This window comes from Sphingobium sp. SA2 (assembly GCF_032227065.1).
Classification (GTDB): Bacteria; Pseudomonadota; Alphaproteobacteria; order Sphingomonadales; family Sphingomonadaceae; genus Sphingobium.
On the sequence record NZ_JAPMXX010000001.1, the window covers coordinates 810,926 to 829,408 of the forward strand.

The 18,483-nt window shown below is 61.6% G+C and carries 13 protein-coding genes; 4 read left to right on the forward strand and 9 right to left on the reverse strand.

Going from position 1 to position 18,483, the window contains the following annotated elements; translation table 11 throughout:
• Positions 1-244 precede the first annotated feature (244 nt).
• From OVY48_RS04010 to OVY48_RS04020, 3 genes are all read right to left on the reverse strand, one after another.
• On the reverse strand, positions 245-1,663 hold the full coding sequence (locus tag OVY48_RS04010) for an ISNCY family transposase (RefSeq protein WP_313921885.1): 1,419 nt from the start codon (positions 1,661-1,663) through the stop codon (positions 245-247).
• A 147-nt stretch (positions 1,664-1,810) separates the two neighbouring features.
• On the reverse strand, positions 1,811-2,911 hold the full coding sequence (locus tag OVY48_RS04015) for a ThuA domain-containing protein (protein WP_052027611.1): 1,101 nt from the start codon (positions 2,909-2,911) through the stop codon (positions 1,811-1,813).
• Positions 2,912-2,999: 88 nt separating this feature from the next.
• On the reverse strand, positions 3,000-4,499 hold the full coding sequence (locus tag OVY48_RS04020; protein WP_037478167.1) for a CoA-acylating methylmalonate-semialdehyde dehydrogenase: 1,500 nt from the start codon (positions 4,497-4,499) through the stop codon (positions 3,000-3,002).
• A 94-nt stretch (positions 4,500-4,593) separates the two neighbouring features.
• Between OVY48_RS04020 and OVY48_RS04025 the strand changes: the two genes are divergently transcribed.
• Both OVY48_RS04025 and OVY48_RS04030 read left to right on the forward strand, forming a co-directional pair.
• Positions 4,594-5,478 carry a LysR family transcriptional regulator gene (locus OVY48_RS04025; RefSeq protein ID WP_069064303.1) on the forward strand — a complete coding sequence of 295 codons (885 nt, stop codon included), beginning with the start codon at positions 4,594-4,596 and terminating at the stop codon, positions 5,476-5,478.
• A gap of 70 nt (positions 5,479-5,548) precedes the next feature.
• Complete coding sequence (locus tag OVY48_RS04030) at positions 5,549-7,156, forward strand: AMP-binding protein (RefSeq protein ID WP_037476818.1); 1,608 nt, start codon at positions 5,549-5,551, stop codon at positions 7,154-7,156.
• Here the strand turns inward: OVY48_RS04030 and OVY48_RS04035 are convergent, their stop codons facing one another.
• Positions 7,157-8,743, reverse strand: coding sequence for a family 43 glycosylhydrolase (locus OVY48_RS04035; protein ID WP_037476819.1), 1,587 nt, complete (start codon positions 8,741-8,743; stop codon positions 7,157-7,159).
• A gap of 58 nt (positions 8,744-8,801) precedes the next feature.
• Positions 8,802-11,645, reverse strand: a complete 2,844-nt coding sequence (locus OVY48_RS04040; RefSeq protein ID WP_409592953.1) for a TonB-dependent receptor — start codon at positions 11,643-11,645, stop codon at positions 8,802-8,804.
• 443 nt (positions 11,646-12,088) lie between these two features.
• On the opposite strand from OVY48_RS04040, the gene OVY48_RS04045 reads away from it, so the two are divergent.
• Together OVY48_RS04045 and OVY48_RS04050 are read left to right on the forward strand one after the other, a co-directional pair.
• Positions 12,089-13,519: a polysaccharide lyase family 1 protein gene (locus OVY48_RS04045; RefSeq protein WP_237236138.1), complete on the forward strand. Its 1,431-nt coding sequence runs from the start codon at positions 12,089-12,091 to the stop codon at positions 13,517-13,519.
• The gene (locus tag OVY48_RS04050) at positions 13,516-13,923 is read left to right on the forward strand and encodes a cupin domain-containing protein (protein ID WP_037476821.1); all 408 of its coding nucleotides are present in this window, start codon (positions 13,516-13,518) and stop codon (positions 13,921-13,923) included. The genes OVY48_RS04045 and OVY48_RS04050 overlap by 4 nt, the downstream gene beginning before the upstream one ends.
• A gap of 38 nt (positions 13,924-13,961) precedes the next feature.
• Here the strand turns inward: OVY48_RS04050 and OVY48_RS04055 are convergent, their stop codons facing one another.
• From OVY48_RS04055 to OVY48_RS04070, 4 genes are all read right to left on the reverse strand, one after another.
• Positions 13,962-15,503, reverse strand: coding sequence for a carboxylesterase/lipase family protein (locus OVY48_RS04055; protein ID WP_037476822.1), 1,542 nt, complete (start codon positions 15,501-15,503; stop codon positions 13,962-13,964).
• Positions 15,504-15,604: 101 nt separating this feature from the next.
• Positions 15,605-16,360, reverse strand: a complete 756-nt coding sequence (gene kduD, locus OVY48_RS04060) for a 2-dehydro-3-deoxy-D-gluconate 5-dehydrogenase KduD (RefSeq protein ID WP_313921886.1) — start codon at positions 16,358-16,360, stop codon at positions 15,605-15,607.
• Positions 16,361-16,459: 99 nt separating this feature from the next.
• Positions 16,460-17,299 (reverse strand): 5-dehydro-4-deoxy-D-glucuronate isomerase, encoded by an 840-nt coding sequence (gene kduI / locus OVY48_RS04065; RefSeq protein WP_037472820.1) that lies wholly within the window; start codon positions 17,297-17,299, stop codon positions 16,460-16,462.
• 65 nt (positions 17,300-17,364) lie between these two features.
• On the reverse strand, positions 17,365-18,417 hold the full coding sequence (locus tag OVY48_RS04070) for a LacI family DNA-binding transcriptional regulator (RefSeq protein ID WP_313921887.1): 1,053 nt from the start codon (positions 18,415-18,417) through the stop codon (positions 17,365-17,367).
• Positions 18,418-18,483 lie beyond the last annotated feature (66 nt).

Here is an 18,483-nt window from a genome sequence, read left to right on the forward strand (position 1 = left end):
CTTCCTGGAAAGGGGATCAAACCCCTATAAATCCTAGGATTTCGCACTTCGATCTAGAATCCACCCAACATCGCAAATGTTCCTGCTAATTAGAGAAGTCACTATCTGAGCCATATAGAAATGTCACAGGCTTGAGGACAGCAGGGGCTGCGTGGAGCCCTCGGGATAGCGCAGCGCAGACCCTGCTGATGCGCTGACCACGGGCTGGTGGACCATGGACCCGCTGCGTGAGCAGTGGGCGCGGTCATGTCCTCTGCACGAACCTGAGCGTGCCGCGTTCGCGCAACTCTGCGTCGCTCAGCCTGGGACCGCGCTTGAGCTTTGACCCACCCAGTTTGCGGCGATCGATCTTCGCGGGCGGTTCTGGCTCGGGGAACATATGCATGGGCTGGTCGCGGCGGGCAGGGGCGTCATTATTGCGTTTACGGTGATGCGGCATGATCGCTTGCATCTGTCTGGCCAACATCAGCGCCGCGTCGAGATGCTTGTTCTCGACAATGGCAGGTTGGTTCACCTGCCGCATCTTGTCGAACTGACGATAGGGCAGGACATGGCCCTCATGCTCGATCTCCAGCCTGCCGTCGGGATATTCACAGACCGTCACCCGCTTGCGCGCCAGTTTTTTGCTGACATCGTTCGGTTCCAGAATGAACATCGCCTTGTTGTAATGCAGCGTCAGTGCAGCCGTCACGGTCCGCTGCTCCCGCCAGACCATGATCGAGCACAGATCGTCATGTGGGGCGAGGGGGCGGTGCAGATCGCGGGCATGGAAGGCGGGTCGGGCGAACCGCTCGTTGTGCCTGGTCCTATAGCTGTCGAGGAAGGTGTTGGCGTCCTCGATCGATGAGATGCCTTCCAGGCGCATCGCTTTGACCAGGCGATCCTGCAAGGTGGCATTGGCCCGTTCGACCCGGCCCTTGGCCTGCGGCGAGTTGGCGCAGATGATCTCGATGTTCAGAGCATCCAGCGCGCGACCAAAATGCGTCATGCCATCCCCGCGCGCTGCGCTGGCTTTGGCATTGCGGAAAACACTGTGCTTGTCGGAATAGAACGCCACCGGCTTGCCATGTCGCTCTATATATTGGCGCGTCGCCTCCATATAGGCGAAGGTGCTCTCGCTCTCGACCATCTGGAGGTGCATCAGCTCGCTGGTAGCGTCGTCAATATAGACCAGCAGAGTACATTGTGGGCCGCGGTCTTCGAACCACCAATGTTTTGAGCCGTCGATCTGGATCAGCTCACCCCGGCAGTCCCGCCGATAACGCGGTTGATACGGGCGAGGGCGACGGGCGTCACGGTCCTTCCAGAATCCGGCCTGAATCATCCACTTGCGTAAAGTCTCGTGCGAAATCGTGATCTGGTGCCGCTCGGCGAGATATTCGGTCGCCAGCGTCGGACCGAAATCATGATAGTGCTGGCGCACCAGGTCGAGAACGCGTGTGCGAAGGTCCTCCTTGAAGGCGCGGTTGCTAGGGCGGCCGCGCTTCCAAGACACAAGTGCTTCAGGGCCGTCTGTATGTAATCGGTCGAGCAACCGGTACACCTGGCGGCGACATACCCCAAGCAGCATCGCTGCATCCTCGACCCTCAGTTCACCACGGTCGAAACGAAGCAGTGTATCGTACCGTGAAAGCTCGCCATGGCTCATTGCCACCACCGTCATAAGCGTGTCCTCCCGCATGCAGGAGAACATGCCACCGGAACCGCAAGACGTCCCGGTTGTGACATCTCTAAATTGCGGGGAGTGACATCTCTAAATTGCGCTTACAGCAAAAATAATCGATAATATATATTATGTTAAAGCGCCTTTCTATTCAGGCTGACACGTCGCCCGTCGATCGCCCGCCCACCGCACCGCATTTTCCAACAACCGTACATGATGCACGTCAACGTAGGTTTCCGGGCGATGGCCAATAGCGCTGTACGACATGCGCCCTTTGCCAATACAGCGCGTCCAGGCAATGGGATGATCACCCATCGTCAACGGTTCGCCGGGCTTGTAGCTGCCTTCGTCCAACGTCGCGATGATCGTCGCCCCGGTCCCACGCGGATTGCTTTTGAAGGAATACCATTCGTCATTCATGACCCACGCCTTGGGCAGACCCTGATTGACAGGATGACTTGTATTTTCGACCACGACCCGCGCATCCTGAAATTGCGGTTCCATCGGATGCCCGGCAAAGCGCGCGCCGATCAGCGTATCGACATACCAGTCCCAAAACGTCGCCGGATCGCCGGCCGATCCATGCACCCCTACGAAACCGCCGCCGCCCTCGACATAGTCGCGAAAGGCCTTGCGCTGGGACAGGGTCAATACGTCTCCGCTGACGTTGTTCCAGATGACGACATCGAACTGCGCCAGGGTCGCGGGATTCATCGCACCGCCCTTGTCGGTCACGACGATCGCCCAGCCTTCACGCTGTGCCATGGCCAGAAAGGCAGCCTTTGCCGCTTCGACCGACGGCCCATCCCGGAAACCGGTCATCTTCTCGAACAGCAAGACCGCCAGCTTCTTATCAGGCAGCGTAAAGTTCGGACGATCATCATCATAACGGGCGCACCGTGCCGCCCGGTCCGCATCCGTCACCGGGATTGCCCGCAAACGCTGGTCGATAGCGGCCAGCGCTTCTGGCGTCATGGCCTTTTCCCCCATCGTCCGTACCGTCAGAATAGCCGCGAATGTCGGCGCCTTCGTCGAGGTAAAGCTGGGAGGCAGAGCCTTGAAGAGATCGGGAGCCTGGGTGCCCAGCACGCTTTTCGCCACCGGGTTGAGCAACAGATCAACCAAGGGTGACTCGATCGAAAACGGTGCATCGCGAAGCGGGCAGTCTAGCAGCGTCCGCGCCGTGACCGGGCTGCTGGTTAGGCTTGCCAGCAACAGTCCAGCCAGTATCGCCCCCATCCGTTTCATCACCGCTCTCCCATCATCTTGTGTAACATAAGGCTATAGCAGTGCGACAGCGATGAAAAGGCGAGCCGTGGCCGACCCGCCCTCTCCGTCAGCCCATCGTCGGGATGACGAAGCTCTGATCCATCACAGCACCGCCGCTCGGCCAACGCTGGGTGATCGTCTTGACCCGCGTATAGAAACGCACGCCATCCATGCCATATTGATTCATGTCGCCAAAGCCCGACCGCTTCCAGCCGCCAAAGCTGTGATAGCTGACCGGCACCGGGATCGGGACGTTGATGCCCACCATGCCGACCTCGACATTGGCGCAGAATTTCCGCGCATAATCGCCATTGCGGGTGAAGATCGCCACGCCGTTGCCATATTGATGCTTGGTCGGATAGCTCAGCGCCTCCTCGAACGTGTCGGCTCGCACCATCTGCAACACCGGCCCGAAAATCTCTTCATTATAGCTTTTCATGTCCGGTTTCACATGGTCGAGCAGCGTCGGCGCCAGGAAAAACCCCTCCTCATACCCCTGCAACGCAAAGCCGCGCCCATCGATCACCAGTTCAGACCCTTCATCAACCGCCATCTGAATATAGTTTTCAATCCGTGCCTTATGCGCCGCACTGACCACCGGACCATAATGAGCGTCAGGATCGCTCGGCACGCCGACGCGCAATCCCGCTATCCCGGTTTCGAGCTTGGCCCGCAGCGCCACCGCCGTCGCTTCGCCCACCGGCACCACTACCGGCAACGCCATGCAGCGTTCGCCCGCCGACCCGTATGCCGCGCCAAGAATATCCGCGACCGCCTGGTCCAGATCGGCGTCGGGCATGACGATGCCATGATTTTTCGCGCCGCCCATGCACTGCATCCGCTTGCCGTTCGACGCGCCGCGACCATAGACATATTGGGCGATATCGGACGAGCCGACAAAGCTGACGGCGCGGATCGCCGGATTATCGAGGATCGCGTCCACCACCTGCTTGTCGCCATGAACGACGTTCAGGATGCCTGCGGGCAGCCCCGCCTCCATCGCCAGCTCCGCCAGCCGCATCGGCACCGACGGGTTCCGTTCGGAGGGCTTGAGGATAAACGCATTGCCACACGCGATCGCTGGCGCGAACATCCACATCGGAATCATCGCCGGGAAATTGAACGGCGTAATCCCCGCCGCGATGCCGATCGGCTGGCGCATTGAATAGACGTCGATCCCCGGTCCTGCGCCTTCGCTATATTCGCCCTTCAACAGATGCGGAATGCCGCAGGCGAATTCCACCACGTCCAGCCCGCGCTGGATATCGCCCTTGGAATCCGAATGCACTTTGCCATGTTCGGCCGTCAGCATTTCGGCCAGCTCATCCATATGCGTTTCGATGAGCGCCTTGAGGTTGAACATCACCCGCGCCCGCCGCTGCGGGTTCATCGCCGCCCATGCGGGCTGCGCCGCCTGCGCATTGGCGACGGCCGCGTCCAGTTCGGTGGGATCGGACAGGCGGACCTGCGCCTGCACCTTGCCGGTCGCCGGATCGAACACGTCGCCCAGTCGAGCGGATGTCGATGCCTGATGACTGCCGCCGATGAAATTGTCGATAATGCGCATGATGCCCTCGCGATAAATGCCTGACGCGGCGATTAGCCTATGGCGCCCTGCGCAAAAATGATCATATGTGCGCATCTGTTGTGCATGGATATATATGCTGCATTGGGATGATCTTCGCCTGTTCCTTGCCGTCGCGCGTGCTGGCCGCCTGACCAGCGCGGGGCAGGCGCTGGGCGTCAACCACACCACCGTTGCCCGCCGCCTGACCGCGCTGGAGGACGCACTGGGCGCGCGCCTGTTCGATCGCACTTCGCGCGGCGTGGTGATGACCGCGGCGGGCGCGCTGCTGCTCGACCATGCCGAACGGGTCGAGCGTGAGTTCGAAGCCGCCGCCGCCACGCTGTCGGGCCGGGCCGAAGCCATCGCAGGCGAAGTTCGCCTCGCCACGCCCGAAGCCTTCGGCACCTATATCATTGCTCCCAACATCGCCGATTTTCACGATCGCTACCCTGACCTGCTGCTGGAATTGATGCCCGAATCCCGCGCCGTCAGCCTCGCCAACCGTGAAGCCGACATCGCCATCACCGTCGATCGCCCGCCGCGCGGTAAGTTGGTCGTGCGCAAACTGTGCGACTATCAACTCGGCCTCTATGCATCCGCCGACTATCTCGCCCGTCATCCGCCGATCCGCAGCGCGCAGGATGTCGCCGCGCAGCCTTTCGTGGCCTATATCGACCAGATGATCGACATGCGTGGCCTGCGCTATTTGTCCGAAGTCGCGGGCGAAGCCCGCCCCGTATTCCGCTCCAGCTCGATCGTCGCCCAGCAAAAGGCGGTGGCGTCAGGCGTCGGCCTTGGCCTGCTCCATCGTTTTTCGGCCGACAGCGAGCCCGGCCTGGTCCGCATCCTACCCGACGAGGTCGAAATCACGCGCAGCTACTGGCTGGTCCTGCGCCCCGAACATCAAAAATCCCCCCACACCCGCGCCGTCATTGCTTTCATCGACGATCTGCTCGCGCGCTACCGGGCGTTGCTCTGACCGTCCATCGCCAGAGCGCTGGATTGCTGCGCGGCTTGCCCGTGCCGTACAACTCCCGCATTTCTGCGTCATGTCCGACATAGCTTCGCTCCGGCGCACGACGCCTACCGGTTGGTCCGTCCGCCGTGATGACACCTTCGCGGCGCAGGCCTATAAGGATGGCTGGTGGCAGGCGGATACCGCCGCCGATGCGCTGGTGCGGGCCGCGCGCGAAACGCCCGACCGCATCCTGCTGATCGACTGCGTCACCAGCCTGACCGCCGCCGCCCTCCACGCGCAGGCCTCCCGTCTGGCACAAGCCATGCTCGCCCGCTTCGCACCGGGCAGCGCCATCTCCTTCATGCTACCCAACTGGCACGAAGCCGCGATCATCTACATGGGCGCGACACTGGCAGGCATGGTCGCCAACCCTATCCTGCCCTCGCTGCGCGACCATGATCTGCGCTTCATCCTCGCCGACCTGAACAGTGCGATGATCTTCATCCCCGCCAGCTTTCGCGGGCATGACTATGCCGCCATGCTCGCGCGCGTCACCCCGGCGCTGGACAGCCCGCCCGCCGTCGTCGTCTTGCGCGGCGAGGCAGGCCCGCACATCGCCTTTGCCGACCTGCTGGCAGAAGTCGCCGACGCGCCGCTCCCAACCGTCGATCCCGACGATGTTCGCATGGTCATGTATACCAGCGGCACCACCGGACGGCCAAAGGGCGTTCTCCACAGCCATAACAGCATCAACGCGCTGATCCGCCAAATCGGCCGCCATTGGCTGGTCGAACGGGGCGACCGCTTTCTGGTGCCGTCCCCCATCAGCCATATTGGCGGATCGATCTACGCCTTCGAAACGCCGCTGCTGTTGGGGGCGACCGCGATCCTGATGGAACATTGGAACCCAGATGAAGCCGTCGCCATCATGAGCGCCCAGCGCTGCACCCATATGGCGGGTGCCACGCCATTTCTACAGCATCTGCTGGCCTCGGCGCGCGCAGCCGGGACGCGCCTGCCCGACCTTAAACTCTTCATCTGCGGCGGCGCATCGGTTCCGCCCAGCCTGATCCGCGACGCTGCCACCTATTTCGACAAGGCGATCGTCAGCCGCGTCTATGGCTCCACCGAATTGCCCGTCACCACTGTCGGCGTGATCGACCCGGCCGATCGCGATCATGCCGCCGATACCGATGGCCGCCCCGGCATCGCCACCATCCGCATCGCGCCCGATGGTGAAATCCGTGCGCGCGGACCGCAGATGATGGTCGGCTATCTCCACCGGGAGGATGAGGAAACCAGCTTCGACGCCGACGGCTATTATCGCACCGGCGACCAGGGTGCATGGATCGAAGGCGACCATCTGGTCGTCACTGGGCGGATCAAGGATATCATCATTCGCAATGGCGAGAATATCGCGCCGAAGGAGATTGAGGATCTGTTGATCGCCCATCCCGACATCGCCGAAATTGTGATCGTCGGCATTCCCGATTCGCGCACAGGGGAAAAGGCGGTTGCCGTCATCGTCCCGCGCAACGGCGCAAAACCCGACATAGCCTCTTTGGCTGACTTTCTCGCCAGCCAAGGCGTTGCCCGCTTCAAATATCCCGAAAGTGTCTTGTGGGTCGATGCTTTGCCCAAGAATGACGCCGGCAAGATACTCAAGGCCGCGATCCGCACGAGCCTGACGACCGCCTGATCAAAGCGCTTGAAACCGGAAATTGCGGAACCGCGCCTCCCCCGGACCAGCCGCAAACAAGCCCGGTCGGAGCATCAGGAACCCGCCGCGCACATTATGATGATAGCCCGACACTTCCATGCCCCGGTCGAAGCGGCGCCATGTCCGCCCGCCATCACCGCTCAGATGATAGGAAACGATATGGTGACGGTTGGTCACCTTCATCGTCAGCTTGCGGCCGTGGGGATTGGCGGGGCGGCCCCGTTCCATGCCATATTGGTGGGTGACGAAGCGGTTCTCGTCAAACCCCAGCCCGCAATAGAGCCTGTCGTCATAGAAAAGCAGCAGCCCCGCTGTCCCGCCCGGCGCGATCTCGATATCGCACTGAAATTCATAGGCCGGGTCACCCGCAATCAGCAGCAGCGGCGATGAATTGGCTGGCGCGGTCCCCCGCCCCTTCAAGAACAATATGTTGTCTTCCACCCGTGCCCTGTCTGCTTCGTCGGGCGTCGGCTTGAAGAAATTCCACTTCGCGCCGAGGTTCAGCGTCGCGAAATCATCCGACAGCGCCATGCCGTGCGGCAGTGCTGGGCCACCGCGCGGCTTGGCAATGGGCTGCGACAAATCGCCGCCGGTCATGCGGAACCAGCCATCCGCCGTCCATTCGACCGGATCGAGCAGCGTTTGCCGACCCAATGTCCAAAGACCATTTTCATAGCCATGATAGACCGCCCACCAGCTTTTATCGGGCGCTTCCACTAGGCTGGCATGGCCGCGCGACCACCAGCGTTCGGCCAGGCTTTCGGTCCGGACCAGCGGATTGCCCGGATGCTGCTCCCAGGGACCATGAATGGAGCGGGATCGCGCTGCGATCACCATATGCCCGGTCGGCGGCCCCGCTGTCCCGCCCACCGCGGTCAGCATGTAAAACCACCCGCCATGGCGATGGATCTTCGGCCCTTCCGGTGAAAATCCTTCCACATCCCACGTGTCGGGGTAGCGCCAGGGATCATAGACATGCTCGACCGTGCCGACCGTGGACAGTCCGTCATCGCTCAATCTTATCCGGTCGCCGCCCGACAGGAACAGCCAGCGGCTGCCATCCTCGCCAACCACATGGCAGGGGTCGATATGGTCATGCAGTTTGAGGTCAATGGGGTCGCTCCATGGCCCGTCGATCGTGTCGGCATGGATCACGAAGATGCTGTTGGGGGCCGCCTTCACCGGAATGTAGAGGAAATAGCGCCCGCCATGCTTTCCCAGGCTGACCGCCCATACCGACCCGATATTCTTGTGCAATGCCGCTCCGCGCGGCTGCCAGTTGATCAGGTCGCGGCTATGCCAGATCGTAACGCCGGGATAGCTGTCGAATGTGGAGAAGGTCATGTAATAATCCGCGCCATCTTTGAGGATGGCCGGATCAGGGCGGTCGCCCGAAATCAGCGGATTGAGGAAGCGCCCGTCGCCCAAATCGGCGATACGCTGATTGTCGAAACCCCGTTTCCAGTCCGTCGCGGCCATGGGTGCTGTGGCAGCCTCCACGCGCCCAAACGCCAGCGTGCTTCCCGCCAATACACCCGTCATCGCGTCGCGCCGACTGATCGCCATAGTCTTTCCCAACCAAAAAAACCGGGCCGCCCGTGCAGAGGCGACCCGGTCATGAGCCTTACATCTTGAAGCGCGCCCCCAACTGGATGGTGCGCCCATAATGCAACTGCTCATAATTGCGATTGGCGTCGAGGTCGGTGTAGCGATCGCGATAATCGTCGGTCAGGTTGATGCCTTCCAGCGACAATTCGATCCAGTCGGTCAGCTTGTAGCGCATCGACGCATCGACGTTGATCGTGCTGTTATAGCCTTCGAACACGTTACCCGTGCCGCTATTTTGGTCGATATAGCCGCTGCGATAGCTGGCCGAGACGCGCGCGCTGAACTTGGCATCTTCATAATAGATGGTGCCGTTGAACGCCCGCTTCGACAGGCCGAACAGGGTGGCATTGCGAACCGAGGACACCGTCCCACCGCCCGGCACCACGGCTGGCCCCGCCACCCTATAGTCTGCGCTGGAGTCCACGAAGGTCGCATTGGCGATGCCGCCGAAACGGGACAGGAAACCGGGCAGGAAGGTAAAGGGTGCCTGCACCGACAATTCGATACCCTTCAGGCTCGCACCGGTGCCGTTGACGATCGTGTTGATCGCCCAGCCTTCGTCCCGCTCAGGCTGCCCTGCTGCTGGCGAGCTTGGCGGGATGACGGACAGGGGAAGACCCGTCGAGGCGAAAGTGCCGTTGATCGTCTGGCCGATCGGGAAGCTCTGAACATCCTTCTTGAATATGGCGACGGACGCGATCGACTGCGGCGCGAAATACCATTCCAGCGCGAGATCATAGGCCGTCGCCCGGAACGGACTGAGGTTGGGATTGCCGAAGCTGACTCGATAGTTGAACCCATCGACCGATCCGCCCGGCGTCAGATTGCCCAGCGAAGGCCGCGTCATCACGTCGGCCACCGATGCGCGCACCACGAAATCCCGATGAGGGAAGAAGGCGATGTTCATCGCGGGCAGCCAATCCTCATAGGACCGCGAGACCTCCACCGGAACCGCATTGTTCAGGCCGACCGAACTCTGGTTGGTCCGGACATAGCGGATGCCCGCATTGGCCGCATATTCCAGTCCGAAAATCTCGCCCTTGGCGTCGAACTGGATATAGCCGCCCTTGGTTTCTTCCACCACGCTGCGGGTATTGCCGGCATCGATAGTGGGGGTGCGCCCATAAAGGTTCGTAAAGTCGGTCCCCGCTGCCAGATTGGGAACCAGCCATTGCGTCGTGGTACCCGCCGGTGCGTTCGCGCCCTTGAGATTGAACATTTCCGCCAGCGCGGCGGTAACCGGAAAACCATAGACGGCGGACGGGCCAAATGCCGATGATGGCGAGCAATTCAGAGTGCCCAGAACCCGATCGACACCACCATTGCCGCAGACGACCGTATCGCGCGTGAAGCTTTCGGTATCGAACGAGAAGCGGCGATAGACTGCGCCCGCCTTGACCGTGAAGCCCTCCGTCACATCCCATTCGGTCCGCAGTTGCGCGGTACGGAATTTGTTGACCGTCGAAGATGGGCGATCACGAATTTCCGACAATTGGAAATTGGCCGGATCGGTCACGCTGGTTCCAAACGTCAGCACGGGGCGCTTCATATTGCTATAGTCATAGCTATAGCCCTGCGCATCGCGATCGTCGAACACCAAAGTCGTCTCGACCGGGATCGAGGCATCCGACTTGGAGAAGCCGCCCAGCAGCGTGAAGCGGAAGCTATCGCTGACATCCTGGTCCCAGGTCGCACCCAACTGGTAGAATTTCGTCTGGGATTTGCGCAGATAATGTTCAGTCCGCACCCAGGCGTCGTTCAGCGTCGCCGACACCAGGTTATTATTGCTGTCATAGACCGGGTTCACGACGTCGATCGATCGCTCGTTCGACCGAAGCAGCACTTCGCCCCACTTCTCTTCGCGGGTTTCACGGAAGCGGGAGAACAGACCGTCGATCGACACTTTGGTCGCATCGGACGGTGCCCACTGGATCGAACCGGTAATACCCAGACGCTCACGTTCCTGCGCGATTTCGCCATAGCGGGGGATACGTGGATGGAAAGCGAGCGCGGCTTCATCGCAACCGGCGCTGGGCAGATAGGTGCCGCCGCTATTGGGTTGCGTGAAGCATGGCGTGCCGTCGACACTGTCGAACCGGGCTTGCGACCAGCGCACCGTATTATTACCCATCTGAAGCGTGTCGAGCTTGGAATAGGCCGCCGACAGCGCTACGCCCCATCGACCGTCCGGCGATTTCCAAGACATCAGGCCTGCCAGGCGCGGCCCCCATTTCTTGGACAGGTCATTATAGGAAGCAGTCGCCGATCCGACGAAGGTGAAACCATCCTTGCCCGCCAGCGGGTTGCCGGTGTTCAAATCGACTACTGCGCCGAGTGAGCCTTCGTCGAGTGAGGCCTCAGCGGTTTTGTGGACGACCAGCGAACTGAAAAGTTCGGACGCGAACACGTTGAAATCGAAGGCACGGTCTCGGTTGGCACTGGCTCCATCGGTCGATGTCGCCACGGTTTCCATCCCGTTCACGCGGACACGGGTGAACTGCGCGCCCAACCCGCGCACGGTGATGGCGCGGCCTTCGCCACCGTCACGCTGGATCGAAATACCGGGAATGCGCTGGAGCGATTCCGCTAGATTCTGGTCCGGGAATTTGGCGATATCTTCCGCCACGATCGCATCCACCGAACCGACCGACTGACGTTTCAGGTTGATCGCCGCGCCCAGGGATTCGCGAAAGCCGGTGACGACGATGTCCGCCACTTCTTCGTCCGCCGCCGTTTGTGGCGCGCCATCTTGTGCCAGCGCGCCGCCCGGCATCGCCAACATCATGGCCGCGATGGAAGATCCCGCCAGCCACAAACGCGCTCCGCGCCTGTTCCGGCTTTGATTGTCGTCCTTTAGCATCGTCACCTTGTCGCTCCTTCCCTGTTGCGGCCGTCATCCGCGGGTGGCGGGACGGCCCTGATTCGTCGGGGGCGAGAGCAGGCGCGACGGGGCCGCTATCCTCTCCCACCCATGCGCCGCCAGCTTTTGCTGATCCGTTGGCGTCATTGGAAACCGGTGTCATAAATGCGCGTCGTGTTTCCGCCTGTCAATATCCTGTGGCAATTTATGTCGTCACCAATGCCTTTTATCCCCCGCTCCTCATTAAGCTTCGGTCTACGCGAAAGGTCTATGCGTCCAATACTTGCCAAATTCGGCGCGTCTGGTTGCTAGGCACCACCGGCCAGGGGCATCCATCGCCCCTACCGCTCAACAAGCCATCTTTTTTCAGACACCGGTGTCAAACGACGGTTGATCATGCCGCCCGGCGGTGGCACACCAGAGATGAGAGGAGACTGATAACCATGCCGACACTCAACCGGCCCCGCCCCCAATGGATGTTGTTGGCCCTGGCCCTGGCCCAACTCATGGCAAGCCAGTCCGCCAGCGCCCAACCCGGCCCACAAACCGCCCCCGCAAGCCAGTCCGCCACCGCCTTTCCGGGCGCGGTAGGATGGGCTGCGACAACGCCGGGGGGACGTGGCGGCCGCATCTTGCGCGTCACCACCTTGGCCGCTGACGGCCCTGGCAGTTTCAAGGCGGCATTGGAAGCCAAAGGCCCGCGAATCATCGTGTTCGAAGTGGGCGGCATCATCGACATGGGCCGCCAAACGCTCAAGATCACCGAGCCCTTCGTCACCATCGCCGGTCAAACCGCCCCTTCGCCGGGCATCACCCTCATCAAGACAGGTATCGACATCGCGACCCATGATGTCGTCGTCCGCCACATTCGCATCCGGACCGGTGTGGATGGGCAACCCAAATTAAGCGGTTGGGAAGCCGACTCTCTTTCCACCGTTGCGGCGCATCATGTCGTGATCGACCATTGCAGCTTCACCTGGGCGATCGACGAAAATATGTCCGCTTCCGGCCCTCGCTTTACCGGCAACACGCCCGAAGACTGGCGCAAGGGAACCAGCCACGCGATCACATTTTCCTATAATATCGCGGCCGAAGGCCTTGCCGACGCCAGCCACCCCAAGGGCGAACATAGCAAAGGGACGCTGATTCACGACAATGCCAGCCAGATACTGATCTATCGGAACCTTTATGCCCATAATGTCGAGCGCAACCCGCTAGTGAAGGGCGGTGGCCAGGTCGCGATGGTGAACAATATTCTCTATAATCCGGGTGAGCGGGCGGTTCATTACAACCTCATGGCGCTCGAATGGGGCGATCACCCCTATCAGACGGGCAAGATCGCCGCGGTCGGCAATGTCCTGCGCGGGGGCGTATCAACCGCTCCACGCCTGCCCTTTCTGACATTGGGCGGCGATGGCGACCTGGACTATCATGGCAAGGATAACCTCGCCGTCGATCGCTTCGGCGTCGCTCTTCCCATGTTCGGCCGCTACGGCGAAACCCGCGCCAAGCTGAACGAAGTCGCAACCCCGCCGATCTGGTGGCCCGGCACCCAGGTTCTGCCCGTGCGCGACGTCGAAACCCATGTGCTGGATCAGGCCGGTGCCCGTCCTTGGGATCGCGATGCCGACGATTTGCGTGTCCTCTTCTTCGTCGCGGAAGGTCGCGGGACCATCATCGACGATGAACGCGAAGTCGGCGGCTACCCCAAAATGGCGCAAACCCGCGCGCCATTTGTAGAAGCCGACTGGAATCTCGACACGATGGAACCGAAGTCGGGGCGGTATCCTGGCCAGACCGAGGACGTCGCGGAACATCTCTCGGATCGCGACAAAATGATGCGCCAGGGCGACGCATCGGCCAGTCGCCGATGACCCCTCTTCTCCCCCTGCTCCTTGCTGCAGCGCCGCCCATGGTCGTTGTCGATGAACAAAGCGTGCGTGTCGAAGAACCTCCGCCCCATGGCGCGATTGGGGCCAGCACGGCCTATCGGATCAGCGACATCGTCCCCCAGCCTCGCACCATGGAGTTCCGCAAGCGCATCCTCCATGTCGGGGCAGCCATCGGCCTTCACCCGATAGCCCATGATGAAGTCTATTATGTCCTGTACGGTACCGGCGAAGTGACGTCGGACGGCAAGACCCACACCCTGACACCCGGCATGGCCGCCTATCTCTACGACGGCGCGGTCGTCGGCATTCGGCAGACGGGAGAAGAGCCTTTGGCCCTGATCATCAGCTATCCGGTCAAGCCCCATGCCGACGGTAAAGCGAGATAGGCCTGCCAACGAAATATGCTGAGCATATGTATCGAGGCTCACATTCCCGGCTGGATATAGGGTGCGCGCGCAAATAATTCGCGCTCCCAACCGCGCGGATCATCCTCCACGCGGCTCACCCGATCGAATATCATCGTCGCGCGCCGGTCGAGCCGATATTGCAGCCAATCGGCCCGTCCCGTCCGCGCGAATGCCACGAAGCGCGCCATCATCGCTTCACTAGCGGCCCGCGCGCCCGCACCCGTGCCGGTAAGAGATCCCGGCGCCTCCAGCGTCCCAAAGGCCAGCGCAATATCCATCGTGTGCGGCGCCCCCCGCCGGGGCTGCGTCGGCGATTGGAAATCCACCTGATAGACCCAGGTCGGCGCATCCGCCCGCGCCCGCGCCTCCGCTTCGATGACTTGCCCCGGCCAGCTACGGCCCGCCGTGGTCGCGGCATAGAAGATCCGTTCGGCCGACCAATCAGGAAAGCGTGCGCGATACTGATCCACGATCCATTCGGGCAACAGATCGATCCGCAATTCGCCAGCCATCCGGTCCGCCAGATTGCTCCAATCCAGCCCCTCGACCAAAGGCCCATCAGGATCGATAAAGGCCCGCGTCTCGTCCAATGTATTGCCGAGCATCATCGGGATCGCATTGCCCTGCGGCGCGGCGTCGGGCCAGAAGGGATGCCGCTTCAGCCAGCGCATATCCAGCACTGGCCCCATATAGACGCCGCCGCCCAATATCGGATCAGTAGCCGCCAACCCTTCGATCAGCCGCTCGACCGGCATGATCAGCAAGGGTTCGAGCGCATCCGGCTTTACCCCCAAATGATCCAAATAAGCCATCGTCCGTCGCGACGCATTGATCGGGCCGCTCGCCGTCACCTGCTGCCCGCTCATCGTGATCGCCCGGTGGAACAGGCCTTTGGCGGCTGACATTGCCATCATCGTCGCGATCTTAGCCCCGCCGCCGGACTGGCCGAACACAGTCACATTGGCGGGATTGCCACCAAATGCCGCGATATTGTCCCTTATCCAGCGTAGCGCCAGCATCAGGTCCAACTGCCCCACATTGCCACTATCGGCAAACCTCGAATCCAACCGGGCAAGATAGAGATAGCCCAACGCATTGAGCCGATGATTGACCGTGACCACGACCACATCGCCAGCCGCTGCCAGATGCCGCCCGTCATTCAGCGTATCGACGACGCTGCCATTGGCATAGGCGCCGCCATGGATATACAGCATCACCGGACGCTTCGCTTGTCGCTCCAGCCCCGGCGTCCAGATATTGAGGAACAGGCAATCTTCGCTGGTCGCCTCCTGCTTGGCCCGCTGTGGACAGGATGGCCCAAACCGCACAGCGTCGATGACACCGGACCAAGCCTGTGGCGCGACTGGCGCGCGAAAGCGCCGCGACCGCGTATCTTGACCATAGCGAATGCCGCGAAACACCTGCAGCCCGCCTTCGCGCAAACCCCGGATGTGCCCTTGTCGCGTCGAAACAACCGGGTCGCGTTGCGCGGCCACGGCCGGACTCGTACCCAGGATCAGGGCTGAGCCCACGAAAGCACGCCTGTCGATATCGGGCATCCATCCTCCATGATGTGGGTTGGGAGGGTTATCCCTCCTCTGTTCGATCGTCCGTTCGCCCTGAGCCTGTCGAAGGGCGTTGCTTCGCGCGGGTCAGGCGATCAGCGCGCGAGCCATCCGCCATCAACGGCGAGGGTATGCCCGTGAATATAGCCCGCCGCGCTCGACGCGAGGAACACGGCCGCCCCGCCAATGTCGGACGGATCGCCCCAGCGGCCGACCGGGATGCGTTCCTGAATCTGGCGATTACGGGTCTCGTCGGCCTGCAGCGCGGCGGTGTTGTTGGTGGCGATATAGCCTGGCGCGATGGCGTTGACGTTGACACCCTTGGCCGCCCATTCGTTCGCCAGCAGCTTGGTCAGGCCAGCGACGCCGCTCTTGGACGCGGTGTAGCTTGGTACGCGGATGCCGCCCTGGAAGGACAAGAGCGAGGCGATGTTGATGATCTTGCCTGCGCCTTGGCCGATCATATGGCGACCCGCCGCCTGACACAGGAAGAACAGCACCTTGAGATTGGTGTCGATCACGGCGTCCCAATCCGCCTCGGTAAAGTCGACGCTGTCGGCACGGCGGATGATCCCGGCATTGTTGACGAGGATGTGCAGCCCGCCGAGCTTTTCCAGCGTCTCGTCCACCACGCGCTGGACCGGCTCTATGGTCGAGAGATCGGCGGAGATGATCTCCGCCTTACGCCCAAGCGCGCGGACCTTGTCGACGGTTTCCTGCGCCGGGGTGCGGCCGACCGCGGCAATGTCCGCACCGGCCGCAGCCAGCGACAGGGCGATGGCCTGGCCAATGCCGGTATTCGCGCCGGTGACGATGGCGACTTGGCCGCTCAGATTAAAGGGGTTGGTCACAATAATTCCGTTCATTTCGAGCGAAGTCGAGAAACCTGTCGAGGCGCTGTGCGAGCGTGTCTCGACTTCGCTCGACACGAACGGCGCTCCCACTTTGGTTCAGGCGAGCTGGCAGATATCCAGCACATTCATGTCGGTATAATCCTGGTTTTCACCCGCCATCGCCCAGATGAAGGCATAGGCCTTGGTGCCCGACCCCATATGCACCGACCAGGGTGGCGAGATCACCGCTTCCTCATTGGCTATGACGATATGCCGCATCGCATCGCCTTCGCCCATATAGTGGAAGACGCGATCCGACGGCCCATCCAGCTCGAAGTAGAAATAAATCTCGCTGCGCCGCTCATGGATATGCGGGGGCATGGTGTTCCACACCGAACCCGGCTTGAGCACAGTCAGCCCCATGACCAATTGTGCGCTGTCGCAGATGCCGGGGATGACGAGCTGAAAGATCGTCCGTTCGTTGGATTCTTCGAGGGAGCCGCGTTCGAGCGCATTGGCATCGGCGATGCCGAGCTTGCGGGTGGTGAACCCCTTATGCGCCGGGCAGGACGCGAGATAGAAGCGCGCGCCTGCACCGGCAAACTGCACATCCTTCGCGCCCATGGTGACATAGAGGCAATCCTTGTTGCCCAGCGTGAAGCGCTCGCCATCGACGGTGACGGTGCCTTCGACGTTCGAAACGTTAACCACCGCCATTTCGCGCCGTTCGAGGAAAGGATGCCCTGCCGCCGAAGCAGGCTCGGTCTGCGCTGGCAACGCGACCGGCGCCTCCGCTACCGCAACCCCGCCAATCACGAAACGGTCGGCATGGGTATAGTTCAGCACGCACTCGCCATCGCGGAACAACCCGCCGATCAAATAGCGATCGCGCAATTCCTCGTTCGACACGCATTCCATCATGTCGGGGTGCGTCGCGTAATAGGTCTTGTCGAACATGATTGGTCCTCTTCCTTGCACTGCTTGCGGCGTCGTCAGACACCGGTGTCATGAGCAACCGTCTATCAGGATGAAGCGGGTGGCGCAACCGATGCACGACGGATCAGGGTCGAACTGAACATCGACGGCTCATTCACCTCCGATCCTTCGCCGATCGCCGTTCCGATCAGCTTGAGCGCCGCCGCGCGCCCCATCGCTACGATCGGCCAGCGCACCGTGCTCAGCGGCGGCCATACCCGCGTGGTCAGGGGCGTATCGTCGAAGCCGATGATCGACAATTCCTCCGGCACGGCGATGCCCCGCTGGCGCGCCGCATAAAGAACGCCCGCCGCCATTTCATCATTGCTGGCAAAGATAGCGGTGGGTCTTGGCGACAGATCGAAGAGACTTTCCGATGCCGATTGTCCCGATTCGAACGTATATTGCCCGTCCGCGATCAAACTGCGCGGTAGGCTGATCCCCGCTTCGGCTAGCGCCAGTTCAAAGCCGTCCCGCCGCTCCTTGGCCGACCGAAACCCGTGGGCCCCGGCGATCAGGCCGATCCGCCGATGCCCTTGCGCGATGAGATAACGCACCGCCTCTGCCACCGCTTCCCGGTCGTTCGACGCCACCATATGCTCCGGGTCGTCCAGCACGGCCGATCCCATGCGCACATAGCGGCAGCCTTCCTCGTCCAGCATCCGCGCAAGAGCGTCATTTTCCGACATGGGCGGTAGAATGACGACACCGAACAGGCGCTGGCGCGACACGAAGCCACGAATATCGTCCATCACCTGGTTCGATCCGCGATCGACCGGACGAATCACCAGTTCGAACTCCGTCCCATGCAATGCCTCTAATACGCCGCGCTGCATCGACAGGATCATCTGCGCATTGGGATTGTCATAGACCAGCCCGATCAGGAAATTGCGCCCCAGCGCCAATGCACGCGCTTGCGGATTGGGCACATAACCGGTTTCGCGGATGATCGCCTCGACCTTGTCACGCGTTTCCCGGTTGAGTAACGGCGAGCGATTAATGACGCGGCTGACCGTCTTTTTCGACACGCCCGCCATGCTGGCGATGTCGTTGATCGTCAGCTTGGCCGTCTGGCCCTCATCCTGATTCTGCTTTGCCATACAGCCTTATAGTGGAGTTTTTCACGCCCGCCACCACGCAGCGCCGCGATCCGGCTTGTCAATGAC